This is a genomic window from Oxalobacteraceae sp. CFBP 8761, assembly GCA_014841595.1.
Taxonomy (GTDB): domain Bacteria; phylum Pseudomonadota; class Gammaproteobacteria; order Burkholderiales; family Burkholderiaceae_D; genus Telluria.
Genome location: JACYUE010000005.1, coordinates 55,031 through 78,103, shown reverse-complemented (window position 1 = coordinate 78,103; position 23,073 = coordinate 55,031). Strand labels below are relative to the sequence as shown.

General features: G+C 64.5%; 19 protein-coding genes. 5 read left to right on the top strand and 14 right to left on the bottom strand.

All coding sequences use genetic code 11. From position 1 onward, the window contains the following. Positions 1 to 292 precede the first annotated feature (292 nt). From IFU00_21505 to IFU00_21470, 8 genes are all read right to left on the bottom strand, one after another. Positions 293 to 667, bottom strand: coding sequence for a cation:proton antiporter (locus tag IFU00_21505; GenBank protein ID MBD8544858.1), 375 nt, complete (start codon positions 665 to 667; stop codon positions 293 to 295). Next, the gene (locus tag IFU00_21500) at positions 664 to 942 is read right to left on the bottom strand and encodes a K+/H+ antiporter subunit F (protein MBD8544857.1); all 279 of its coding nucleotides are present in this window, start codon (positions 940 to 942) and stop codon (positions 664 to 666) included. The genes IFU00_21505 and IFU00_21500 overlap by 4 nt, the downstream gene beginning before the upstream one ends. Then, positions 926 to 1,444, bottom strand: a complete 519-nt coding sequence (locus IFU00_21495; GenBank protein ID MBD8544856.1) for a Na+/H+ antiporter subunit E — start codon at positions 1,442 to 1,444, stop codon at positions 926 to 928. Before IFU00_21495 ends, IFU00_21500 begins: the two co-directional genes overlap by 17 nt. Next, on the bottom strand, positions 1,441 to 3,123 hold the full coding sequence (locus tag IFU00_21490) for a monovalent cation/H+ antiporter subunit D (GenBank protein ID MBD8544855.1): 1,683 nt from the start codon (positions 3,121 to 3,123) through the stop codon (positions 1,441 to 1,443). The genes IFU00_21495 and IFU00_21490 overlap by 4 nt, the downstream gene beginning before the upstream one ends. After that, entirely contained in the window at positions 3,120 to 3,464 is a 345-nt protein-coding gene (locus IFU00_21485; protein MBD8544854.1) for a Na+/H+ antiporter subunit C, read from the bottom strand. Before IFU00_21485 ends, IFU00_21490 begins: the two co-directional genes overlap by 4 nt. Next, entirely contained in the window at positions 3,464 to 6,379 is a 2,916-nt protein-coding gene (locus IFU00_21480; GenBank protein MBD8544853.1) for a monovalent cation/H+ antiporter subunit A, read from the bottom strand. The genes IFU00_21485 and IFU00_21480 overlap by 1 nt, the downstream gene beginning before the upstream one ends. A gap of 5 nt (positions 6,380 to 6,384) precedes the next feature. Then, positions 6,385 to 6,666 (bottom strand): hypothetical protein, encoded by a 282-nt coding sequence (locus IFU00_21475; protein MBD8544852.1) that lies wholly within the window; start codon positions 6,664 to 6,666, stop codon positions 6,385 to 6,387. Between the two features lie 130 nt (positions 6,667 to 6,796). Further along, on the bottom strand, positions 6,797 to 7,381 hold the full coding sequence (locus IFU00_21470) for a hypothetical protein (GenBank protein ID MBD8544851.1): 585 nt from the start codon (positions 7,379 to 7,381) through the stop codon (positions 6,797 to 6,799). A gap of 179 nt (positions 7,382 to 7,560) precedes the next feature. Between IFU00_21470 and IFU00_21465 the strand changes: the two genes are divergently transcribed. Next, positions 7,561 to 9,588, top strand: coding sequence for a hybrid sensor histidine kinase/response regulator (locus IFU00_21465; GenBank protein ID MBD8544850.1), 2,028 nt, complete (start codon positions 7,561 to 7,563; stop codon positions 9,586 to 9,588). Here the strand turns inward: IFU00_21465 and IFU00_21460 are convergent. From IFU00_21460 to IFU00_21445, 4 genes are all read right to left on the bottom strand, one after another. After that, positions 9,564 to 11,741, bottom strand: a complete 2,178-nt coding sequence (locus tag IFU00_21460) for a heme-degrading domain-containing protein (protein MBD8544849.1) — start codon at positions 11,739 to 11,741, stop codon at positions 9,564 to 9,566. The two genes, IFU00_21465 and IFU00_21460, sit on opposite strands and share 25 nt — an antisense overlap. Next, on the bottom strand, positions 11,738 to 13,078 hold the full coding sequence (locus IFU00_21455) for an MFS transporter (protein ID MBD8544848.1): 1,341 nt from the start codon (positions 13,076 to 13,078) through the stop codon (positions 11,738 to 11,740). Before IFU00_21455 ends, IFU00_21460 begins: the two co-directional genes overlap by 4 nt. Positions 13,079 to 13,093: 15 nt before the next feature. After that, positions 13,094 to 14,437, bottom strand: coding sequence for a beta-glucosidase (locus IFU00_21450; GenBank protein MBD8544847.1), 1,344 nt, complete (start codon positions 14,435 to 14,437; stop codon positions 13,094 to 13,096). A gap of 86 nt (positions 14,438 to 14,523) precedes the next feature. Further along, positions 14,524 to 16,947: a TonB-dependent receptor gene (locus tag IFU00_21445; protein MBD8544846.1), complete on the bottom strand. Its 2,424-nt coding sequence runs from the start codon at positions 16,945 to 16,947 to the stop codon at positions 14,524 to 14,526. Positions 16,948 to 17,215: 268 nt separating this feature from the next. Between IFU00_21445 and IFU00_21440 the strand changes: the two genes are divergently transcribed. From IFU00_21440 to IFU00_21430, 3 genes are all read left to right on the top strand, one after another. Beyond that, positions 17,216 to 18,226 (top strand): LacI family DNA-binding transcriptional regulator, encoded by a 1,011-nt coding sequence (locus IFU00_21440; protein ID MBD8544845.1) that lies wholly within the window; start codon positions 17,216 to 17,218, stop codon positions 18,224 to 18,226. A 217-nt stretch (positions 18,227 to 18,443) separates the two neighbouring features. Further along, positions 18,444 to 18,869, top strand: a complete 426-nt coding sequence (locus IFU00_21435) for an organic hydroperoxide resistance protein (GenBank protein ID MBD8544844.1) — start codon at positions 18,444 to 18,446, stop codon at positions 18,867 to 18,869. A gap of 855 nt (positions 18,870 to 19,724) precedes the next feature. Further along, complete coding sequence (locus IFU00_21430) at positions 19,725 to 20,885, top strand: MFS transporter (GenBank protein ID MBD8544843.1); 1,161 nt, start codon at positions 19,725 to 19,727, stop codon at positions 20,883 to 20,885. Positions 20,886 to 20,985: 100 nt separating this feature from the next. Here IFU00_21430 and IFU00_21425 read toward each other — a convergent pair whose 3' ends face one another. Beyond that, entirely contained in the window at positions 20,986 to 21,810 is an 825-nt protein-coding gene (locus IFU00_21425; protein MBD8544842.1) for an AraC family transcriptional regulator, read from the bottom strand. A gap of 228 nt (positions 21,811 to 22,038) precedes the next feature. Continuing rightward, positions 22,039 to 22,221: a hypothetical protein gene (locus IFU00_21420; protein MBD8544841.1), complete on the bottom strand. Its 183-nt coding sequence runs from the start codon at positions 22,219 to 22,221 to the stop codon at positions 22,039 to 22,041. Positions 22,222 to 22,250: 29 nt separating this feature from the next. Between IFU00_21420 and nudC the strand changes: the two genes are divergently transcribed. After that, a complete protein-coding gene (nudC, locus tag IFU00_21415) occupies positions 22,251 to 23,072 on the top strand; it encodes an NAD(+) diphosphatase (GenBank protein ID MBD8544840.1) in 822 nt (273 codons plus the stop codon). Position 23,073: the final 1 nt, after the last annotated feature.

The following is a 23,073-nucleotide window of genomic DNA, read 5'->3' as shown; positions in this document are numbered from 1 at the left end:
CCGACATCGTATCTCCTCAATTCGTTAGCGCTAACATCGCGCTTTTTTTCAGTGTTGTCGAGGTGATGAAATTTGTATACAAGATATCGATGTTGCAACGCAATGCAATCCGGCGGGGCAGCGTGGGTGTCTCGCAGGAAATTTCGAGGTCGCTCGGGGCCGCTGACTCGACGCGCGAGGGCGTGACTTGATAGCGCTATCATTGCTGCGATGCGCCAACGTCATGACAGGAGTGTTGTATTTACTCTACGGGAGAGGCAGGCTGGGGCGCATATCGGCCCCGGCCCATGACTTATTCTTCGTCGACGATCGAGTAGACGTCGCCGGCGGTGGCGCCGGCATCGGGCCGGCGGGCCCGCAGATCGCGGTAGACGGCGGCGCGCATGATCATCATCGACACCACGGGCGCCGTGAGCAGGATGAACAGCGTGATGATCACTTCATGCACGACGGGACGGGATTGCGCGACCGTGAAGTACAGCATGGAGGCCAGCAGCAGGCTGCCGGCGCCGATCGTGACCGTGATGGCCGGGCCGTGGATGCGCTGGTAGAAGGTGCGCAGGCGCAGCAGGCCCAGCGCGCCGATCAGCACGATGCTCGCGCCCACGATCAACAGCAGCGAGACGACGAGGGCAGCCCAGTCGGGCAAGTGTTCGATGCCATTCATTCGATGATCTCCCCGCGCATCAGGAACTTGGCGATTGCGATGGTCGAAACGAAGCCGACCAGCACGATGAGCATCGCCACCTCAAAATAGATTTGCGTGCCGAAGCGGATACCGAGCACCAGCGCGAGCAGCATGCCGCACATCCACAGGGTATCGAGCGCCAGCACGCGGTCGTGGGCCGAGGGCCCGATCAGCAGGCGTATGGCGCACAGCAGCATTGCCGCCATGGCGCACACGAGGGCGTAGCCGATCGACAGTTCAAGCAGGGTCGCCATGGGGGCCTTTCTTCTCGAAGATTTCAATCAGGGGTTGCTCGTAGCGGGTCTGGATGGTGTCGATCCACCAGGCCGCATCGTGCAGGTCGAACACGTGCAGGACCAGTTCATGGGTGTCGGGCTGGATCTCGGTCCATACCGTGCCCGGCGTCATGTTGATCAGGCACGACAGCGCGGCCAGGCCGTACTCGTCGCGCATCGTCAGCGGCACGCGGATGAATTCCGACTTCAGGTTGGCGTAATCGGCAAACAGGATTACGCGGCTGACGTTGAAGCACGAGCGCACGACCTCGACCGAGGCGAAGCCGAGCAGGCGCAGCGCCACGACGGGCGCGCGCATGCGCGGGTAGCCGAGCGGGTTGAGATGCCGCGTCAGGATCGGCGCGGCGATGCCGAGCAGGGCGCCGAGCAGGACATGGCCCGGGTAGAACGTCTGGTTCAGCAGCAGCCACAGGCCGCACAGCAGCAGCGAGACGACGGGGTGGGGGAGCCAGCGCTTCATGGCGCCTCCGGTGTCAGGTTGAGGGTAGGCGCGGGCGATGAGGCCGGCCCGGGCAGGGTCGGTTCGGACAGCACGCGGCCGATATAGGTTGCCGGGCGATGGATCGCGTCGCTGGCGCGTGCCAGGTAGCCAAACAGCGCGTTGGCCTGGATCGTCATCCCGATCGCCAGTCCCAGCAGGAAGATAATCGGCATCACTTCGGTGCGGTGCAGCTTGGGCGGCACCAGCACGCCGCTGGCCCAGAAGGTGCGCACACCGAAGCGCATCATCGAGATCACGGCGATCAGGCCCGACAGCACGATCAGCGCGATCAGCACCCAGCCGGCGGTCGGGATCGTCGTCGGCCCCGTCATGACGCCGTTTGCGGCCGTGGCCACGACCTGCGGATGGAGCACCGCATGGAACATGCCGAATTTAGCGATGAAGCCCGGCAGCGGTGGGAGCCCGGCGATCATCAGCGCACACGCGGCAAAGGCCAGCGACAGGAACGCCATCACGGCCGGCACGCCGCGCCCGACCGGTTCGGCCGGTGCGTCTTCGACCGCATAGGCTTCCATGGTCAGCGCCAGCATCGCCGAGCGCGGCGTGCGGATGCGGTCGATCAGCTCGATCAACAGCAGGAACGCAGCCACCGCGAGCGTCGAGCCGATCAGGTAGTAGATGCCGGCGGTGACCAGATTCGGCTGGCCGTAACCGATCACCGCCAGCAGCGTGCCGGACGAGATGATCGCCGCGTAACCCGCCATGCGTCCGGCCGTGTCGGTCGAGAGCATGCCGGCGGCGCCGAACACGATGGTGGCCATGCCGCCATACAGCAGCGCATCCTGGCCGAATCCGGCGGCGGCGCCGGCGTCGTCCGAGAAGATCAGCAGCCACAGGCGCAGCACGACATACGCGCCGACCTTGGTCATCAGCACCAGCATGGCCGCGACCGGCGGCGATGCGGCGGCGTAGGTGGTCGGCAGCCAGAAGCCCAGTGGCCACATCGCGCTCTTGGTCAGGAAGGTCAGCGCCATCATCGTCGCGCCGATCTTGAACAGCGCCAGGTCGTCGCCCGCCAGCAGCGGCACGCGGCCCGCCACATCGGCCATGTTCAGCGTGCCCGTGGTCGCGTAGATCAGCGCCAGGCCGAGCAGGAACAGCAGGGCGGCGGCCAGGTTGATCGCGATGTACTGCATGCTGGCGCGGATGCGCTCGGCGTTATACCCGTGCAGCACCAGGCCGTATGAAGCAGCCAGCATCACTTCGAAGAACACGAACAGGTTGAACAGGTCGTGCGTCAGGAAGGCGCCGTTGATGCCCATCAGCAGGAACTGGAACAGCGTGTGGAAGTGCACGCCGATCCGGCCCCAGCGCTGTTTGGTGAAGTGCAGCGAGGCCAGGCCCAGCAGGGCGGTCAGCAGCAGCATGATGCTGCTCAGGCGATCGGCCAGCAGCGCGATGCCGAACGGCGCACTCCAGTTGCCGGCCAGGTAGATGCCCATGCCGTCTTGCCAGGCGCCGCCGTCGGTCAGGTGGACCAGTGCCAGCGCGTTGGCCACGAGGCCCAGGATCGACGCGTAGCTGAGCCAGAACTTCAGGCGGTGCCAGCCCTGCGTGAGCGGGGCCAGTGCGGCGCCGACCAGCAGCGGCAGTATTACCGGCACCAGGATCAGGTGCTGTGTCCAGTGCAGACTCATAAATCGGGCTCCTGGCCGTCAACGTGGTCGGTGCCGGTCAGGCCGCGTGAACCGATCATCACCACCAGGTACAGGGCGGTGGTGGCAAAGCCGATCACGATCGCGGTCAACACCAAAGCCTGTGGCAGCGGGTCGGCCAGGATGGCCGGATTGGGCAGCGTGCCGGCCGGGGTAAGCGGCGGCGCATCGACCCACAGGCGGCCCATCGCGAAGATGAACAGGTTGACGGCGTACGACATCAGCATCAGGCCGCACAGCACCTGGAAGCTGCGCGGACGCAGGACAAGCCAGATGCCGGAGGCGAACACGATGCCGATGGCAAGCGAAAGAACAAGCTCCATCAGAGGATTTCCTTGGCAGGTGGAATGGTGACGCGCGTGGCGTCGGCGGCCAGGCGGTGGCTGCGCAGCGACTGGTGGGCCAGCGCGACGAGCGTGAGCATGGTCGAACCGACGACGACCAGGAACACGCCCACGTCGAACATGAATGCGCTCGGCGCGTGCAGTTCACCCAGCAGCGGCAGGTCGAGGTGGGCCGTGTGGCTGGTCAGGAACGGGTAGCCGAGGAACCAGGCGCCGATGCCGGTGAAGCAGGCGCAGAACAGGCCCCACGAAATCCAGCGGTGCGGGCGCAGGCGCAGGTGCGATTCGACCCAGTCGGTGCCGGCGACCATGTACTGCACGATCAGCGCGGTGGCAAAAATCAGGCCGGCGACGAAGCCGCCGCCCGGCAGATTGTGGCCGCGCATGAAGAAGTAGGCGGCCATCACGCCCATCACCGGCAGCAGCAGGCGCAGGTAGACGGCCGGGATCATCAGGTAGCCATGGCGTGCCTGCGCGGCCGGCGCCTGGTCCTTGGTCGGATCGACGTCGCTGGCCTGCTGGACGGGAATCGCGATCGATTCGGTGGCCGGGCGGAAGCGGCGCAGCAGCGCGTACACGGTCAGCGCCACGGCCGACAGCACGGTCACTTCGCCCAGCGTATCGAACCCGCGGAAGTCGACCAGCAGCACGTTGACCACGTTCGAGCCGCCGCCTTCGGTGAGCGCGCGCAGCACGAAAAACTCGCCGATCGACGGCGGCGGGCTACGCATCAGCACCGCGTAGCTGGCCGCAGCGATACCCAGGCCGCCGCCGACGGCGATCAGGCTGTCGCGCGAGCGCCGGAACCAGGTGCTTGGCGGTGCCTTGGTCAGTTTGAGGACCTTCGGCACGAGGCGCGGCGGCAGCCAGCGCAGGCCGAGCAGGATCAGCACCGTGGTCACCGTTTCGACCATCAGCTGGGTCAGCGCCAGGTCGGGCGCCGACAGCCAGACGAAGGTGATCGCGGTGACGATGCCGGTGCCGCCAACCATGCTCAGTGCCGCCAGGCGGTGGTACTTGGCCTTGTAGGCCGCGCCGGCAGCGCAGGCGGCGCCGATCAGCCACAGCACGGCGAACAGCGGTTCGATATTCAGCAGGTTCACGGGCGGCAGGCTGAACCACGGATCGACCAGCAGCAGCGGCACGACGATCATGAACGACATCAGCACCAGCAGCTGCGGCTGCAGGCGCCGGGTGCCGGTCAGGCGGATGATCCAGGTCGCGCCCAGCGACAGCGCCAGCATCGTGCTCTCGTAGGCTTGGGCGCCTTTCAGGCGGTGCAGCACCGGTACCCGCGTGCGTTCGCGCAGGTCGTGGCGGCGCAGCAGCACCCAGTACAGCAGGGCGCCCAGCACCAGGGCCGCGCCGCTCATCCCGAGCGCCAGGTTGAAGCCGTGCCAGATCGCCAGGTCGTAGGCCGGCATGGCCGCGCCCAGCACGGAGCTCGAGGCAACGGCCAGGATGTCGCCCACCACGCGCTCGGGCATCACGCCCACGGCGATGCACAGCACCACCAGGCATTCGACCGGGAAGCGCATCCAGCGCACCGGCTCGTGCGGCTCTTTCGGCAGGTCCTTGGCCAGCTGGCCGAAGAACACGCTGATGAAGCGCAGCGAATAGGCCACGCTGAAGATGCCCATCGCGACTGCCGCATACGACATCGTCCAGTCTTCGCTGCCGCCCACGTGTGCGGTCTCGGCGAAGAACATCTCTTTCGACAGGAAGCCGTTCATCAGCGGTACGCCGGCCATCGAGGCCGACGCGACGATCGCCAGCGCGGCGGTGACGGGCATCGCGCGGCGCAGGCCGCGCAGCACGCGCATGTCGCGGGTGCCCGTCTCGTGGTCGATGATGCCCACAGCCATGAACAGCGAGGCCTTGAAGATCGCGTGGTTCATCACGTGGAAGATTGCCGCCACCACCGACAGCGGCGTGCCGATGCCAAGCAACACCGTGATCAGGCCCAGGTGGCTGATGGTCGAGTAGGCCAGCAACCCCTTCATGTCGTTCTGGAAGATCGCGAACAGGGAACCCAGTAGCAGCGTGATGACGCCGGCCCCGCCGATCAGCCAGGTCCATTCGGGCGTGCCGCCCAGCGCCGGCCACAGGCGAATCAGCAGGAACACGCCGGCCTTGACCATCGTGGCCGAGTGCAGATAGGCCGACACGGGCGTCGGCGCGGCCATCGCGTGCGGCAGCCAGAAGTGGAACGGGAACTGCGCGCTCTTGGTCAGCGCACCGAGCGCCACCAGGATCAGGGCCGGCAGGTACAGCGAATGGGCGCGGATCTGGTCGCCGGCGGCGAGCACCGCATCGAGCTCGTAGCTGCCGACGATGTGGCCGAGGATCAGCACGCCGGTCAGCAGGCACAGGCCGCCGGCGGTGGTGACGGTGAACGCCATGCGCGCGCCGCGGCGGGCGTCGTTGCTGTCCTGCCAGTAGCCGATCAACAGGAAGGACGTGAGGCTCGTGAGTTCCCAGAACACCACCAGCTGGATCAGGTTGCCGGACAGGACCACGCCCATCATCGAACCCATGAATGCCAGCATGTAGGCATAGAAGCGCGCCACCGGATCCTGCTTGGACATGTAGTAGCGCGCGTACAGGATCACCAGGAGGCCAATGCCGAGCACCATGATCGAGAACAGCCAGGCCAGGCCGTCCATGCGCACGATGAAGTCCAGGCCGAACAGCGGCAGCCACTCATAACGCTCCAGTACCACCTGGCCGGCGCCGAGTTCGTCGAATTTGGAGATGGCGATGATGAGCGCTGCCAGGGTGAACACACCGGCAGCGGCGGCGGGCCTGTTGCGCGAGGTGTTGGGCAGGCAGGCGGAAATGATGGCGCCCGCGAAGGGGAGAAGGACGAGGAGGATCAGTGGCAGTGAGGTCATCGACATCATCCTTCGGGGCAGTGCGACATGTAACGGCGTGCGCACAGGCGCAGGGCAGGTTGGTGCTGGTTCATGGTGTTCTCCGGCGCGCGCATGCGTACTGCATGCGCCGCGCCATGGGCGTGCGTCGCCGGCGCCACGGGTACGTTGCGTACCGGCGTGGTCACCAGCGAGGGTGATTGTTGGTTGGTTGGGCGCCAGATGGCATCCGGCAGCCTGGCAAAGCAGGCGTGCAGATGGTTGGCAATCAACGATCCGGGGGGCGTAGTTGGGCTAAGTTCTGGCATGCGCCGCCTCGTAAAATACTTCTCGGAATGCGACACTCTACCGTAGTTGACGACCTGACTACAACGCGTTTCGTCGTTTATTTCGATTTTACTGCTTGTAACTTCGGGTGCAGCGCAACAAATTCGGGGATCAAGCCGTGATGTTGAGCACCGGTTCTGCAGCTTCATCGACGCCATACGTGGCGCGCACTTCGGCGGTCAGCGCGTCCTGTGGCGCGGCTTCTTTTGCCGCCGCTGCCTTCGTCGCGGCAGCCGCTTCGGCCTGCTGGCGCAGCTTGGTGTCGTAGGCAGCCTGTTCGTCGTCGCTGACGGTCTTGTCCGAATCGGTGTCGGCCTCGGCGACGTAGTCGTTGGTGGTGGCCGATGTGGCCGATGACGCGGCGGCGGGTGCGCCGCTGGCCGGGGCGGCAGCCGCTGCAGCTGCAGTTGCGGTGACTGCTTCGCTGTCCGTGGCCGTGGCGCTGTCGGTACTGGCTTCAGTAGTGGCTTCATCGACGGCGCGCTGCACGCGCGATGCATCGGCCTGGGCGTTCAACTGGTCGCCCAGGCGCGCGCTGGCGGCCGATTCGGCGCTCTGGGTCGGCGCGGGAGCGTTCTCCTGATCGTCGGTCGTGGTGACCACGGCGGTGGTGGCAACTGTCGGGTCCGGACTGTTCCGCGCGGCCGGTGCCTGGGTTGCCTGGGTTGGGGTGCTGCTGCTGATGCTGGAAACCATGATGTCTGTCCTGTGGCGAGTCGTCTCTTTTTAACGGCCGCGCACCTGGCATGCAACAGGGGAGCAAATGTAAAGCGGCGTAAAGCCGGCTTGCAGGTGGTTGTCCGTGCTCGATGCGGGGGCTGGTACGATGTCGGGCTCGTCCCGGTGACTATCTTCGGGGGCGCTTCGAACAACCCATGCGATTCATGATGACGTTTCCCGTTTCCCGCGCCATCCCGGCTGGCGCTGCCATTGTCTGCCTGCTGCTTGCGGCTGCGACGCTCGCAGGCTGGGCATGGCACGCGCCATTCCTGATCGGCGCGGCGCCCGGCCAGCCGCAGATGTACCCTTACAGTGCGCTCGGCTTCGCATGCGCCGCTGTCAGCCTGCTGCTGATGCTGCGAGCGGCGCCGGCTGCCGCGCGGGCAAGCCACGTGCCGGCGCTGCTGGTCCTGGCGCTTGGCCTGGCTGGCGTGACGATGCGCCTTGCCGGTTGGGCGCCGGCGCCGCTGTCGCTCGGCCTGGGCGCCGTGGGGAACGCGTGGAGCCTGCCGGCGCCGCTTACGGTGGGGCTGTTCGTTGTACTGGGTATCAGCCTGAACCTGATCGGCGGGCGCCGCACCGTTGGCCTGGCGCAGGCGCTCGCTGCCGGCGTCGCCCTGTTTTCGCTGCTGACACTGGCCGGTTTCGCTGCCGAAGACACCTTTTTGTACCAGCTGCTGCCCGGGCGCGGCACCTCGCTGCGCACCGCGCTGGCCTTCGTGCTTGTCAGCGGCGCCATTCTGTCGCTGCGCCCGGACCAGGGCATGGTCGTCGCGCTGACCGGCGCCAGCACCGGCGGCCGCACGCTGCGCCAGCTGGTGCTGCCGCTGGTGCTGGCGCCGGTCGTGCTGGGCATGATCGCCACCGGCGCAGTGCGCTCGGCCAATCGCGACATCGACCTGACCACGATGATCTGGCTGTTCGTCTGGGGCCAGCTGGTGATCCTGATCGCGGTGGTGTGGCGCTTTGCCTGGCAGTTGTACCGCCAGGAAGTCACGCGCAGCCTGACCGAGCGCGAACGCAACGAGGCGCTGCAGGCGCTGCACCTGGCGGACGAGCGCAAGAATGAATTTTTGGCGATGCTGGCGCACGAGCTGCGCAATCCGCTGGCGCCGATCAGCACCGCCGCCCGCCTGCTCAAGAGCGTGTATGCGACCGATCCGGGGCAGGTGCGGCGCACCAGCGAAATCATCACGCGCCAGGTCGAGCACATGGTTCATCTGGTGGACGATCTGCTGGACGTCTCGCGCGTCACGCGCGGCATGATCGAACTCGATCGCGCGCCGCTCGACCTGCGCCAGCTGGTGACGGCGGCGCTGGAACAGGTGCAGCCGCTGATCGAGCTGAAACGCCATGCCTTGCGCACCGAGCTGCCCGCGACGCCCGTGCCGGTCGACGGCGACGCCAAGCGCCTGATCCAGGTGCTGGCAAACCTGATCAACAATGCGGCGAAATACACGCCCGAACATGGCAGCCTGTTGGTGTCGCTGCGCGTGACGGGCGCCGTCGCCGTGCTGACGGTGCAGGACAACGGCATGGGCATCCCGCCTGCGCTGCTGCCCGACGTGTTTGGCCTGTTCACCCAGGCGCAGCGCACGCCCGACCGGGCCCAGGGCGGTCTTGGCGTCGGGCTGGCGCTGGTGAAGAACCTGGTCGAGCTGCATGGCGGCCAGGTGCGCGCCGACAGCGCCGGGCCGGGCCGGGGCAGCACGTTCACGGTCATCCTGCCGCGCAGCAGCGACCAGGCCGCGCCGCCCGCCCCAGCACCAGCTGCTGAACATGCGCAGCGCAGTGCGGCCCGCCATGTCCTGGTGGTGGACGACAATGCCGATGCCGCGACCTCGCTGGCGCTGCTGCTCGAAGCCGATGGCCACCGGGTGCAGGTCGAGCATGCGTCGCGCGCGGCCCTGCACTGGATTCTGGCAGCACGGCCGGACGCCTGCATCCTCGACGTCGGCCTGCCCGAGATGGATGGGCGCGAGCTGGCGCGCCGCATCAAGGCCGACATGGGCGATGCTGCCCCGTTGCTGATCGCGCTGACGGGTTACGGCAGCGATGCCGACCGCCAGGCGGCGGCCCAGGCCGGGTTCGATCACTACCTGGTCAAGCCGGCCGACATGCGCCAGCTCACGTCACTGCTGGCGGGGATGGCTGCCCGTCAGGGCGCGGCGGGCTTCAGGTAGTCCTTCAGCGCCGCGACCACCAGCGCATGGTCGTCCGGTCCCGGCAGCCCGGACACAGTCACCGTGCCGACCACGCCCTGGCCGCGCACGATCACGGGGAAGGCCCCGCCGTGGGCCGCATAGTCGCGCATGTCCAGGCCCGGCAGCGCATCATGGTCGCCCCCGCCCTGGCGCACTTCGTTGTGGGTATAGAACGAGCTGTGGCCGGTGCGCCCGACCAGGTTGTTCTTGCGGCGGATCCAGTCCGCGTGATCGGGCGACGCGCCCGGCATCGCCTGTTTGAACAGTACAGTGTCGCCACGCGTGACCTGGATCGTCACCGTCTTGCGTTCGCGCTCGGCGCGCGCGACCAGGTGCGCGCCGACGGCCCGCGCGGTGGCATCGTCGAAGCGGTCGAATTGCAGTTGCTGTTCTTCGCGCAGCAGCGCGGCAAGCGAGACGGTGGCAGTGTCGGTCATGGCATGGGGCGTGAGCGCGGAGAGCGCCGCGGTCACGTACACCAGCGGCGCGTTCCAGTTGATGGCGACCTCGTTGGCGGCGTAGCTGCATGCGTGGTCGAGATAGGACAGTGCCGGCAGCTTGCTCGGATACGGCGGGCAGTCTTTGGCGTCCTGCTGGCCCGGATTCGGGCCGCCGGCCAGCCAGCCCGGCACCGGTGCGGCCACGCCATCGGCCATCGATGGCCGGTGGTGTGGATGCATCACCTGACGAGCGCCGAAGCCGGTCACGAACGTGTAGCCGGTGGCATTGCGGCCCAGTACGTAGTCAAGGCTCGACTGCGCCGCCTGCAGATAGGCCGGCGTGCTGTTGATGCGGTAGGCCTGCAGCAGCATCATGCCCTGGTTCAGGATCACCGCATTGCTGCCCCAGACGATGTCTTTTGATGCCAGCGGCACCTGATAGCCGCCATTGGCATTTTTCGCGAGCTGGCTGGCCAGCGCGTCGATGCGACGTTCGATCAGGGCGCGGTCGATGCCGGGTTTCAGGCGGGCGCGGTGGTGCGCCAGCGACATCCAGCCCAGCGCAGCCACATCGCCCCAGGCCGGCGTGCTCAATGCAGCATCACGGCGCATGAATGCTTGCGCATACCGATCCTGCCCGGTCGCGATGAACAGTTCGGCCGCCGCCCAGGCGAATTCGTCGGCCAGCTGCGCGTCGCCGTATTCGCCGGTGACGACATCCTTCGGGTTCTTGAAAACGACGTTCGGGTGCGCCTCGGCCCAGCGCCACGCGGCCTGCGCCGCCGCCAGCATGCGCTGCGACAGGCCGGGCCACCTTGCGTCGTAGGGCGCGAGCACGCGGCTGGCGGTGGCCATCGTGGCGGCGAAATCGAGCGCCGCCGCCGTGCTCTTGGCCACCACGTAGCGCGGGGTGGTGGACGCCGCGTGCGGCATCACGATCGCGTCGAAGCGCAGGTTGGTGAGCTTGTGGTACACGCCGCCATCGGCCGGGTCCTGCATCGTCAGCAGCCAGTCGAGGTTCCACAACGCCTCGTCGAGGATGTCGGGCACGCCGTTGCCGGATTCGGGAATGCCGATGTCGCGCTTGAAGAGATCGGGGAAGTGCTCGAGCGCGGCCAGCAGCGTGTAGGTCGAGATGCCCGAGTTGACCACGTATTTGTTGTAGTCGCCGGCGTCGTACCAGCCCTTGGGACTGGCGATGACCGAGCCTTGCGGGCGGGCGGTCGATGCCGCCGACGCGTGCACGAGCACCTTGTCGTCCGGATGGCCGGCGGGCCGCGCCCATGCGCCGGCATATTCCGGCGTGAGGGCGAGCGCGCTGCGGTTGAAGTAGAACGCCTTCAGGGCCGCGTCGCCCAGTGCGCGGTAGCCATCCTGGGCGACCGTGAACGGATCGGACAGCAGGCTGCCCACGCGGACGCGGTATGCGCCGGCCTGGGTCAGCGCGCTGAAGTCGGCCACGCGCACGGTTTCGCCCGACGGCGCCCAGCGGCTTGCCGCGCCCAGCGCGCCATCCAGCACGACCTTGCCGTTAGCGTCGACGACTTCGAACCGGTTCGCACCAGCGGTTTGCGGGATGACGGCCAGCTTGTGCGATTGCGGCAGGAAGCCCACCGCATTGACCTTGATCTCGGCAGATCCGGCGCCGGCAGCAAGCGTCAGCAGCGCCGTGGCGAGCACCGTGCGCTTCATGCCGGCACCGTCTTGCCATCCGTGCCGACGCCCGCCGCCGGCGTGCTGCCGTCATCGTGATAGAACGGCGCGTACCAGGTGGCGATGAACGACGGGATGGTCGCGACCATCACCAGGCCGAAGTAGGCGACGTAGCCCATCATCTCCTGCAGGTGGCCGCTGATGACGCCCGTGACCATCCCGCACAGGCCCATCAGGCCGGTGCCGAACGCGTAGTGGGTGGTCGTGTACTTGCCCGGTGCGAGCTGCTGCATCAGGTAGATCATGAAGCCTACCGCGCCGAAGCCGAAGAAGAACTTTTCGATGGCCACGCCCAGCGTGATCAGCACCAGGCTCGATGGCATGTAGATGCTCATGACCAGGAACGCGACGTTCGGGATGTTGATCGCGCAGCACAGCACGAACAGCGTCGACTTCAGACCGCGCTTGGCGACATACAGGCCGCCCAGCAGCGAGCCGACCAGCACCGCGGCCAGGCCATAGGTGCCGTAGATCAGGCCCAGCATCTCGTTGGACAGACCAAGACCGCCTTTCGAGGCCGGGTCGACCATGAAGAATGGGCCGATCTTTTCCAGCAGGCCGACGCTGAAGCGAAACAGGAATGCGAACGCGATCATGCGCCACACGCCGCGCTTCTGGAACAGCGTGACGAAGGCATCGACCAGGATGCGGCCGGCGTCCTTCGCGCTCGATGGCGTATCGGCGGCGCGCGCACCGTCGGGCATGAAGCGCCAGTGCCACAGCGCCATCAGCAGCGTCAGGCCACCGACGAGCAGGAAGATGATGCGCCAGGCGTCGATCCAGTCCGGGCCGAACACGCCCGGATCATGGCCGAACACGTGGGTGTGCAGGTAGCCGCTCAGGTAGACCATGCCGCCGGCGGCGACGATCGGGCCGATATTCCACGACAGGCTCTGGATGCCGCAGTACAGCGACTGCGCGCGCGCGTCGAGCGACGTGACATACACGCCGTCGCTGGCGATGTCCTGCGTCGCGCCGATGAACGACAGCGCAAAGAAGATCGCCATCAAAAACGTCATGTAGCCGGGCAGTTCCATCAGCAGCGCCACGCCGGCAAAGCCAGCGCCGATGGCGAGCTGTGAGCACAGGACAAAGAACTTCTTGGTGCGGTACATCTCGACGAACGGCGCGAACAGCGGCTTGACCGTATAGGCCAGGATCAGGAGGCTCGAATACTGGGCCGCGCGGCCGTTGTCCATGCCCAGATTCTTGAACATGATGGCGGTGACGCTGGTGAGCATCACGTAGCCGAGCGCCATCGTGAAGTAGCCGGTCGGGACCCACAGCAGCGGTGATACGGTTTTGGCAGGGCGCATGATCGATCCCGTTGATCAAGCCTTGATGCGGCTGGCGATGAATTCGCGGTACCACAGCGCGCTGTCTTTCAGCGTGCGTTCTTGGTTCGCATAATCCACGTGCACGATGCCGAAGCGCTTGGCGTAGCCCGAATTCCACTCGAAGTTGTCGAGCAGGCTCCACAAAAAGTAGCCGCGCACGTCGACGCCTGCATCCATCGCATCCTTGAGCGCGGCCAGGTGGCTGCGCACGTAGGCGATGCGCGCCGTATCGTGGACGCGGCCGTTTTCCAGTACGTCCGGATTGGCCATGCCGTTTTCGGTAATGTATACCGGCGGCAGGTCGGGATACTCGGCCTTCAGTTTGAGCAGCAGTTCGGACAGGCCTTCGGGGAAGATTTCCCAGCCCATGTCGGTCACGCCGTGGCGCGCCGGCGCCGGTACGGGCGGCGTGCTGGCGCTGCACCACGAGCGGAAGTAATAGTTCGAGCCGAGGAAGTCGATCTTCTGGTGGATGATCGCCAGGTCGCCGTCAGCAACGACGGGGGCGTTCTCGCCATGGCCGCGCAGCGCCAGTTCCGGGTAGCGGCCCTTGAAGATCGGGTCCATGAACCACTGCACCGAGCGTGCGTACTCGAATTCGGCCATGTCGCGGTCGGCCTGCGAATCGGTGGCCGCATCGGCGGTCCACTGGTTCAATACGATGCCCAGTTGCGCGCTGCTGCCGACTTCGCGCATGGCGCTCATGGCCAGGCCGTGCGACAGCAGCAGGTGGTGCGAGACCTGGATCGATTGCTTCAGGTCGGCCACGCCGGGCGCGAACTGCGCATTGCCGTAACCCAGGTTGGCCGTGCACCACGGCTCGTTGTGGGTGGCGATGGCCTCGATCCGGTTGCCGAAGCGGCGCGCGATTTCGCGTGCGTAATCGGCGAAGCGGTAGGCGGTCTCGCGATTGAGCCAGCCACCATCGTCCTGCAAGCCTTGCGGCAGGTCCCAGTGGTACAGGGTCGCGTGCGCGCGGATACCCTTGCTTTCCAGTTCGGTCAGCAGGCGGTCATAGAAAGCGAAGCCCGCTTCGTTCCAGGCGCCCTTGCCATCCGGCTGCACGCGCGCCCAGGCGAACGAGAAGCGGTAGGCGTCCACGCCGATCGAGGCCATGATGCCGACGTCTTCCTGGTAGCGGTGATAGTGGTCGCAGGCGATGATGCCGTCGCTGCCATCCTTGATATTGTTCTGGTCCAGGCAGAAGGTGTCCCAGATCGAGGGCCCCTTGCCATCGACGGCGGCAGCGCCCTCGATCTGGAAGGAACTGGTGGCCACGCCCCAGGTGAAGTCGGAAGGAAAGTTGTTGCGGAAGTCGAAGTCGGGGCTGTTGGTCATGGAACTCTCGGATCACTGCAGGGGCAGATTCAGGTCAAACAAATAAAGCAGCGCGCCCACCGGGCGCGCTTGCCATGCTTCAGCTTTTAGAAATCAAAGCCGGTATTCACGCCAACCGTACGTGGTGGCTTGTACTGCGCCAGCCACGGGCCGAAGCCGTTGAAGGCGCTGGTCTTGATCTTCTTGTCGCCGACGTTGCGCACGAAGGCGTCGACCCACCATTTGTCCTTCGCGTAGCGCAGGCCGAGGTCGGCGCTGGCGTAGGCTTTCTGGCGGTCTTCCGGACCCAGGTCGAACACGCTCAGGCTGACTTCATCCTCGTAGCGCGCCGTGATGCGCGGCACCAGGGTAGCACCATCGGCCAGGCGGAACGTGTGCTGGTACTGCACCGTGGTCGAGAACTTCGGTGCGTGCGGCAGCTTGTGGCCGCTCACGTCCAGGCAGGTCTCGATGCGGGTGTCGACCGTGCACGGTGGCAGCGCATAGTCGTTCGAGCCGGCGACCAGGTGACCGAGCTTGGTGTCGAGCACGGCCAGTGCGATCGACAGGCGGCCGTCTTTCGCGATACGGGCGGCGATCTCGGTTTCCAGACCCATGACCTTGGCGCCATCGGCGTTCTCGATGGCCAGGCCACGGCTGCCGTCGGAGAAGCTGACCGGCGAATTGAACTGGAAGTCCTTGAAGTCCATGTAAAACAGTGCGTTGTTGATACGCAGTGCGCCATCCATGAAGGTGCTCTTCGAACCGATCTCGAAGTTGGTCAGCGTCTCTGGCTGGTATGGCAAGCCGCGATCCTGCACGCCGCCCGCCTTGTAGCCGGTCGACACGCTCGCATACACCATGTTGCTGCGGTCGATGTCGTAGTTCACGCGCACCAGGCCGGTGGCCTTGTTGTCACTGTAGCGGCCATCGTTCGGCACGCCGGACTGGTAGCCGTTGACCGGATCGCGCGGATCGATCTGCGGATTGAGCGGCAGTTGCGGCGCGCTGGCGTCGTACGCCCAGGTGTAGCCGCGGCCGCCAATGTGGACGCGCTTGTCGTGGGTGTAACGCACGCCGCCGGTCAGGTGCCAGGCGTCGGTGATGTTCCAGGTGGCCTGGCCGAAGACGGCCGAGTTTTCCACGGTCTGGTCAGGCTGGATGAACGAACCCTGCCATGCCACGGTGCCGTCTTCGGTGCCGTTCATGCCGCCGATGTCGAAGCGGATATTGTTCTTTTCCTTGCCGTAGTAGGCGCCGACCTGCCAGTCGATGGCGCGCGTGCCGACCGACTGCAGCAGCACTTCGTGGCTGTAGCTGCGGTAGTTGGAGTCGGTCGTGGTGTGTTCCTGGAACTTGCCGCCCGAGATGATCGAGGTCGGGACGATCGTGCCGCCGTCCTGGTCGAAGCGCATGTCGCCGCTGTACTTGGACCAGCCGGCCACGTATTGCAGCGCGAGGTCGGGGCTGATGTCCCAGCTCAGGCGGCTGCGCACGTTGTCGCTGTCACGATTGACCCATGGCGACGAGTCGGACAGCGTCGACCAGTGGTCCTGGCCCGCACGCGGCGTCTGCATCAGGTTGGCACTTGGGGTGCCGCGGTCGATGAATTTTTCGTAGGCGATGTTCCAGCGCAGGTTCGGCGCCAGGTGCCACAGCAGCGACATGCGCGCTGCAGTCTGGTCCTGGGCGCTGTACTTGTCGCCGCCAGAGACGTAGTTGTTCGGATTGATCGGGCGGAAGCCGGCAGCGGCGCCGCCGGCGGCCAGGTAGGCAGCGCGCTGTTGCGCGACCGACGGGTTCGGGAATTGCTGGTAATCGACGTAACCATCATGACGCTCGTGCACGACGGCAAAGCGCAGTGCTGCCGTTTCGGACAGCGGCACATTGACCGCGCCGCGCGTGCCGATGCGGTTGTAGTCGCCAATACCGCCTTCAACGTAGCCCGAGCGGCTGTTCAACTCTGGCTTGACGGTCTGGATATTGACGGCGCCGACGGTGGAGTTGCGGCCCCACAGCGTGCCTTGCGGGCCGCGCAGCACTTCGATGCCTTCGACGTCGAACAGCAGGGCGGTGGCGCCTTCGGCGCGCGGCGAATACACGTTGTCGACGAACGACGCGACTTCAGGATCGGCGTACTCGGTCTTGGCGCTGTCGTTGCCGATGCCGCGCAGCGTCATCGTGGTCACGCCGTGGTCACCCTGGGCCGTGGCCTGGAAACCCGGGACCAGCGCGACGACGTCGAGCAGGGTCTGGACATGGTTGTCGGCCAGCGTGGCGGCGGTCAGCGCGGTGACCGCGATCGGGGTGCGCTGCAGCGAGGTCGAGCGCTTGGTGGCGGTCACGACCACTTCGGCGATGCGGCCATTGTCGACGACTGCGGCCGGGGTGGCGGCGGCAGGCGACGCCGGATCGGCAGCCGATTGGGCGTGAGCCGTGCCGATGCTGGCGAGCAGCGTCAGGATGGCCAGGCGGATAGGGGCGGACGAGGGCGTACGGACCCCTGCCAGTTGGGGCGTCATGGTTGTCATGCTTGTCTCCGATATAGTTTTATGGATGCTGCTTGCGTTAGGACTGATAAGAAATCGGTTTCATCAATCTTGAAAACGGTTTCATAGTAATTTCAACGGTAAAAAAATGTCAATTAGTATTTATGATAGGGAGTAACGGGTTTGTTGCAGGTCAACGACGGATTGTTTATGAAAGCGTTTCATAAGCATCTTCCAGCCGCCGTTTTATCTGAGAGCTGCGTGATATACTTCAAGCAACAAATTGCCCCGGACCTGTCCAGAACGCTTCATGAAAAACATCGAGAGCGGTATCACCACGCTGTACCAGGTCGCCAGCAGGGCAGGCGTGTCGCCGGCGACCGTCTCGCGTTTCCTGAACGGGACCGCCAAGGTGTCGGACGACAAGCGGCGCACGATCGAGCGCGTCATCGACGAGCTCAACTACAAGCCCAACCGTCTGGCGCAAAGCCTCAAGATGGGCAGCACCAACACCATCGGCGTGCTGACCCAGTCGCTCGAGAGCGGTTACTTCAACCGCGCCATGGTCGGCATCGAGGATGCGGTCAAGGCATCCGGCTACGCGCTCCTGATCATGAGCGGCCACTGGCATGCCGATGAAGAAGCCGAGCGGGTCGAGCTGTTGATCGGACGCCGTGTGGATGGCGTGGCGATCCTGACCGGCAATATGAGCGACAAGCAGATCCTCGACTTTTCGCGCCGCGTGCCGATCGTCGCGTTTGGACGCGAAGTGCAGGGCGAGCGCACGCAGGCCTTTTGCCTGGACAACTACGGCGGCGCCTGCGAAGCGGTGGAATACCTGATCAGTCAGGGGCACCGGCGCATTGCCCATATCGCCGGCCCGCCCGATCATCGCGATGCGCGCGAACGCCTGGCGGGCTACAACGACACACTGGCCAAGCACGGCATCGCGAGCGACCCGAGGCTGGTCGTGACGGGCGATTTCAGCGAGTCCAGCGGCCTGCTGGCACTCAACAGCCTGCTCGTGGCCAATGTGCGTTTCAGCGCGATCTTTGCCGCCAACGATCTGACCGCCTACGGCGCGCGCCTGGCGCTGTACCGGCGCAACATCCGCGTACCCGAAGACATCTCGCTGGTCGGGTTCGACGATCTGGAAAGCTCGATGTACACGACGCCGCCACTGACCACCGTGCGCCAGCCGCTGTACGAAGTCGGGACCGGGATCGGGCGGCGCATGCTGGCGATGCTGGGGCATCAGCAGCCGGCGGCCGATGTGCCGGGGTTGAGTCTGGTGGTGCGGGAGTCGGTGCGGCTGGTGTAGGTTCCGTATTGCTGGAAAGCTCGCGCAACATGATTGAATAAAATCGCTTGCTATTAAATAGCGAGCTATGTAATATGTCGTTCATGGCAGCGCCGAACGTACTCAACAACAGGTAATCGGGTCGGCGGGCCAAGGCAACAACCCATTTAAATAGCGCGCTATCTAATAGCGTTAAATAGTTCGGCGGTCTTCCGCCACCCTTTCAAGGAGTCTCATCATGGCAATCGAAAACGTTCTCTACCGCGCCAACGCCACCGCAACGGGTGGCCGCGAGGGTCGCGCCGTGTCGTCCGACAGCGCACTGGATGTGAAGCTGACCACCCCGAAAGAGCTCGGCGGTAATGGTCTGGCTGGCACGAACCCTGAGCAATTGTTCGCTGCGGGCTACTCAGCCTGCTTCCTGGGCGCGATGAAATTCGTCGCCAACCGCGACAAGCTGAAGATTTCGCCAGACGTCGCAGTGGAAGGTACGGTCGGCATCGGCCCGATCCCGACCGGCTTCGGCATCGAAGTGCTGCTCAAGATCAGCCTGCCAGGTGTGCCAGCCGATGAAGCGCAAACGCTGATCGACCGCGCGCACATCGTGTGCCCGTATTCGAACGCAACCCGCGGCAATATCGATGTGACGCTGCAACTGGTGTAAGGCACGGCTGCCTGGGAAACCAAGATAAAAAGCCGGGGTCAGGTCTGACATTCGGACACGATCTCAACAGTCGAAGCCGCGAAGCCGGGGTCAGGTCTGACATTCGGACACGGTCTCGACAGTCGGGTAGTTGGAACGGACTGGTACCGGGTCAGCCTGATTGGGCATGGCACTTTTGGAAGTCGTCAAAGCTGAGGTCGTGTCTGAATGTCAGACCTGACCCCGGCTTTGACGTGACCCCGGCTTTGACGTGTTGCAAATGATTTAAGACAAGGCCGCTGGGAAACCAAGTTCGTGCCGACGACCAGAAAGGCTGCCTGAGGGCAGCCTTTTTTTCGTGCCAACGCACTAAAAACTAATGTCGTTTTTCACTCGTTATTTAACAATTGGCGTGTGCTTCAGGTGATGCTCTGGTCGCGGCCAGGTACTTTCCTGAGCAAAACCTTTGTCACAACATTTTCTTCTTTCAGCAAGTTGTTGGGATGCTGCTTTCGCATTAGGATCCGCGCTATTTTGGTGCGTCGCAACAAGTAAGCATTGAGAATAGAAATCCTTCGAACACCGCAAGCGCCGCAATAAATCGTTACATATTCCGCGATTTATAAGCTTTTTCCATCATATCTGATGTTTAATCACTATCTGGTGATGTGTCCAAGTCAATGATTTCATCATTTATGTGTGAGTGCAAAACAACGGTAGCAAATATTTTTTCTCTTAGAAAACCACAGCGAACAAAGGTGTTTAGAATTGCGGTCCATCAGATGCCTGAAGTAAATATTTCACGCGCGGCTGGCTTCTGAAGAGCACTTTGGCAATCCTTTGACACCTCAATAAATTTAACATTTCACCGCTTTCATGCACACCTCTGTTTCTGCGCCGCGCCGTTCGTCGTTTGTCCTTGTACAAGCCCAGCAATATTCCCTGCCACTCGTCTTCGCATTGTTCGGCCTGATCATGGGATCGTGGGCTGGCCGTATTCCTGCGCTGGCCGCCGGCGTCAATGTGTCGCATGCGGCACTGTCGATGGTGCTCGTCTGTGGCGGCTTAGGCGCCGTGCTGTCGTATCCGGTCTCGTCGTTCATGATGGGCCGCTTCGGCGCCCGCAAGACCATTCTGCTCGCCGGTCTGGCGCTGCTGAGCGTGCTGGTGTCGATCGGCATGGCGCCGACCGTGCCGCGCCTGATGATGTCGGTGCTGATGCTGGGCGTGACCGCCAGCATCTTCGATGTGGCAATGAATTCGGCGGCAGCGCGCCGCGAAAAAGTCAGCGGCAAGTCCGAAATGTCGCGCCTGCATGGCTTGTGCTGCGCCGGTGGCCTGGTCGGCGCCACGCTGGGCAGCCTGATGGCCAGCCTTAAGATTGCACCGGCAACGCACTTTCTGATGCTGGCTGGTCCATTGGCCGTCGTGTTGTGGATGGCCTACAGCGTGCTGGAAGCGGATGAAGTCGGCGTCCAGGTCGAGAAGAAATCGTTTGCATTGCCACGCGGTCCGCTGGTGCTGCTGGGTCTGCTGGGCTTCTTCGGTTCGATGGCTGAAGGCAGCATCGCTGACTGGAGCGGCATGTTCCTCAAAGAACACTTCGGTGCATCCGATGGTCTGGCGCCGCTGTCGCTGTCCGCCTTCTCGGTGATGATGCTGATCTCGCGCATGTTCGGCGACAAGCTGAAGGAGCGCCATGGCGCCAAGCGCCTGGTGAGCACCGGCGCCATGATCGCAGCGGCCGGCCTGTTCTTCGCTGTGCTGGCCCCGAATGCCTATGTGGCGCTGATCGGTTTCGCTGTTGCCGGTGTTGGTCTGGCGCTGGTGTTCCCGTTTGTGTTCAGCGCGGCCGGCGCGCAAGGCCCGGCAGCCCTGGCCGCGGTGGCCAGCATGGCGTACAGCGGCAGCCTGATGGGCCCGCCAGCCATCGGCGCCGTCGCGCACTTCATCGGCATGCAGGCAGCCATTGCCTACATCGGCGGCCTGTCGATCGTGATCGCGATGGTGGCGTGCCGTACCCGCATGCTGAAGTGAGTTGAGTGCGCTGCGGCCTGGATGGCCGCATGCCTGACCTAAAAATACAAACGACAACGCAGACGGCGCCGCAAGGCCCGTCTGCGTTGTCGTTTCTAAATCAGCCGGCGGCTTGCTTGAGCCACTCGCGCGGTGAGGCGCCCATCATGGTCGTGAAGGCGCGCGTGAACGTGGACGGGCTGGTATAGCCGGCGCGGCTGCTGACCTGCTTGACCGGCATGCCCTGGCGCAGCAGGCGGCTGCCGACGCCGATGCGCCAGCGCGTCAGGTATTCGCCCGGCGGCATGCCCATCACGTCGCGAAAGCGTTCGGTGAATGCGGCGCGCGACATGCAGGCCACCTTGGCCAGCGATTGCAGGCTCCACGGCTCATGCGGGCGCTCGTGGATGGCTGTGAGTGCCAGCGACAACTGACGGTCCGACAGGCCGGCCAGCAGGCCCAGCGACAGGCGCCCGCTGTCGAATTCGCGCCGGATCACCTGGATCAGCAACACGTCGCACAGGCGATCCAGGATCACTTCGCGGCCCGGCTCGGCCTGGCTGGCTTCGCTGAACAGCAGGTCGAGCGTCGAGCGCAGTCCGGCAATTTCGCTCAGCGGCATGACGAGGCAATTGGGCAGCACGCGCGACAGCGGATTGCTCATCTCGTCCTGGAACTGGATATGGGCGCACAGCAGGTTGGCCGTGTGACCGGGATGCACCTGCAGACGGTGGCTGGCGCCGCGTGGGTAAAACAGCAGCGTCGGTTCGGTGACGGTGATGACCTCGCCATCGTCATGGATGAAATCGACCGGCCCTTCGCGCACCACGTGCAGCTGACCGGAGACACCGTTTTCGGTGAATTGATTGGCGTCGCAAAACGCGCCGTTATAGAAAATACGGGCGTTGAATGAATGGCGACCGACCAGCGATGACAGTTTGTCCATGACAGTACGATTTAGATAGATAGCCACCTATTCTGGACGAAAAGCGATATTTCTGTGTGGAAATTGGTGACATTTCAGCGCGAATACAACGCTTTCTGGATACCAGCGCCCAACTATTTTCCCTAATAAATTAATGACTTACGGAATAGTCAAGCCGTCAGATATCGGTACGTGGGTAGGCAAATTGCAACACAACCTGACTAGACAACTTGCACGGCGATTTCATTATCAATATCGGTTCAAGAGCAGTTCAATACACTTGCCCGTCGCATGCAGGCAATGCCGGTTACACGCTTTCTTCAGCGTGAAAGGCGCGTCCTCAAAGGCGCGCTTGCCGGCGGCTACCACGTTGGCGGCGTCGGCAAGCGGCGGGAGCCACACCCAATCCCGAACCGTGAAAGGCAGTATCATTTCACGATCTCATTGACCACCCATCGACCATGCTGCATACGCCTGCTTCCTTCACGCCACTGTTTGCGCCGCATCCCGATCCGGCGCCGCTGAACTTCCTGTTCCACAAGGGCCAATTGCTGGTGCGTGAAGACGGGCCTGCGCTGCCCGATGTCGCCGTGCTTGAACAGGTCGGCGCGGTGCGCGAACACCTGCAGCCACTTGGCTTGCTCGATGGCCGGTATTGCCAGACCGGCTGGCTCGATGCCGAACCCGCGCTACCGGCAGGCTATGCCTGGCGTGGCCTGCGCGCGCTGTTTGGTGTGATGGACGAGTCCCTGGTGGGCCTGGCCGGTCGCGCCGCCCAGGTCGCGGAATGGGCACGCACCCATCGCTTCTGCGGCGTGTGCGGCAGCGGCACGGTGCTGGCCACCGGCGAGCGTTGCTTCAAGTGTCCGCAGTGCGGTCACATGGCCTATCCGCGCATCTCGCCGGCCATGATGGTGTTGATCCGCAAGGGCGATCAGGTACTGCTGGCCAAACACGTGCTGCATGCCACGCAGCGCTTCGTGCCGCTGGCGGGCTTCCTGGAAGCGGGCGAGTCGATCGAAGAATGCATCACGCGCGAAGTGTTCGAAGAAGTAGGGCTGCGCGTGCACAATCCACGCTATTTCGCCAGCCAGTCGTGGCCGTTCCCGCACTCGCTGATGCTGGCCTTCACGGCCGATTATCTCGACGGCGAGATCCGCGTGGACCCGGCCGAAATCGCCGAGGCGCGCTGGTTCGGCCCGGATGACGCGTGGCCGGAGCGGATACCGCAGATGTCGATCTCGAGCGTACTGATCGACGCGCACCGGCCACCCGGCACGTAAT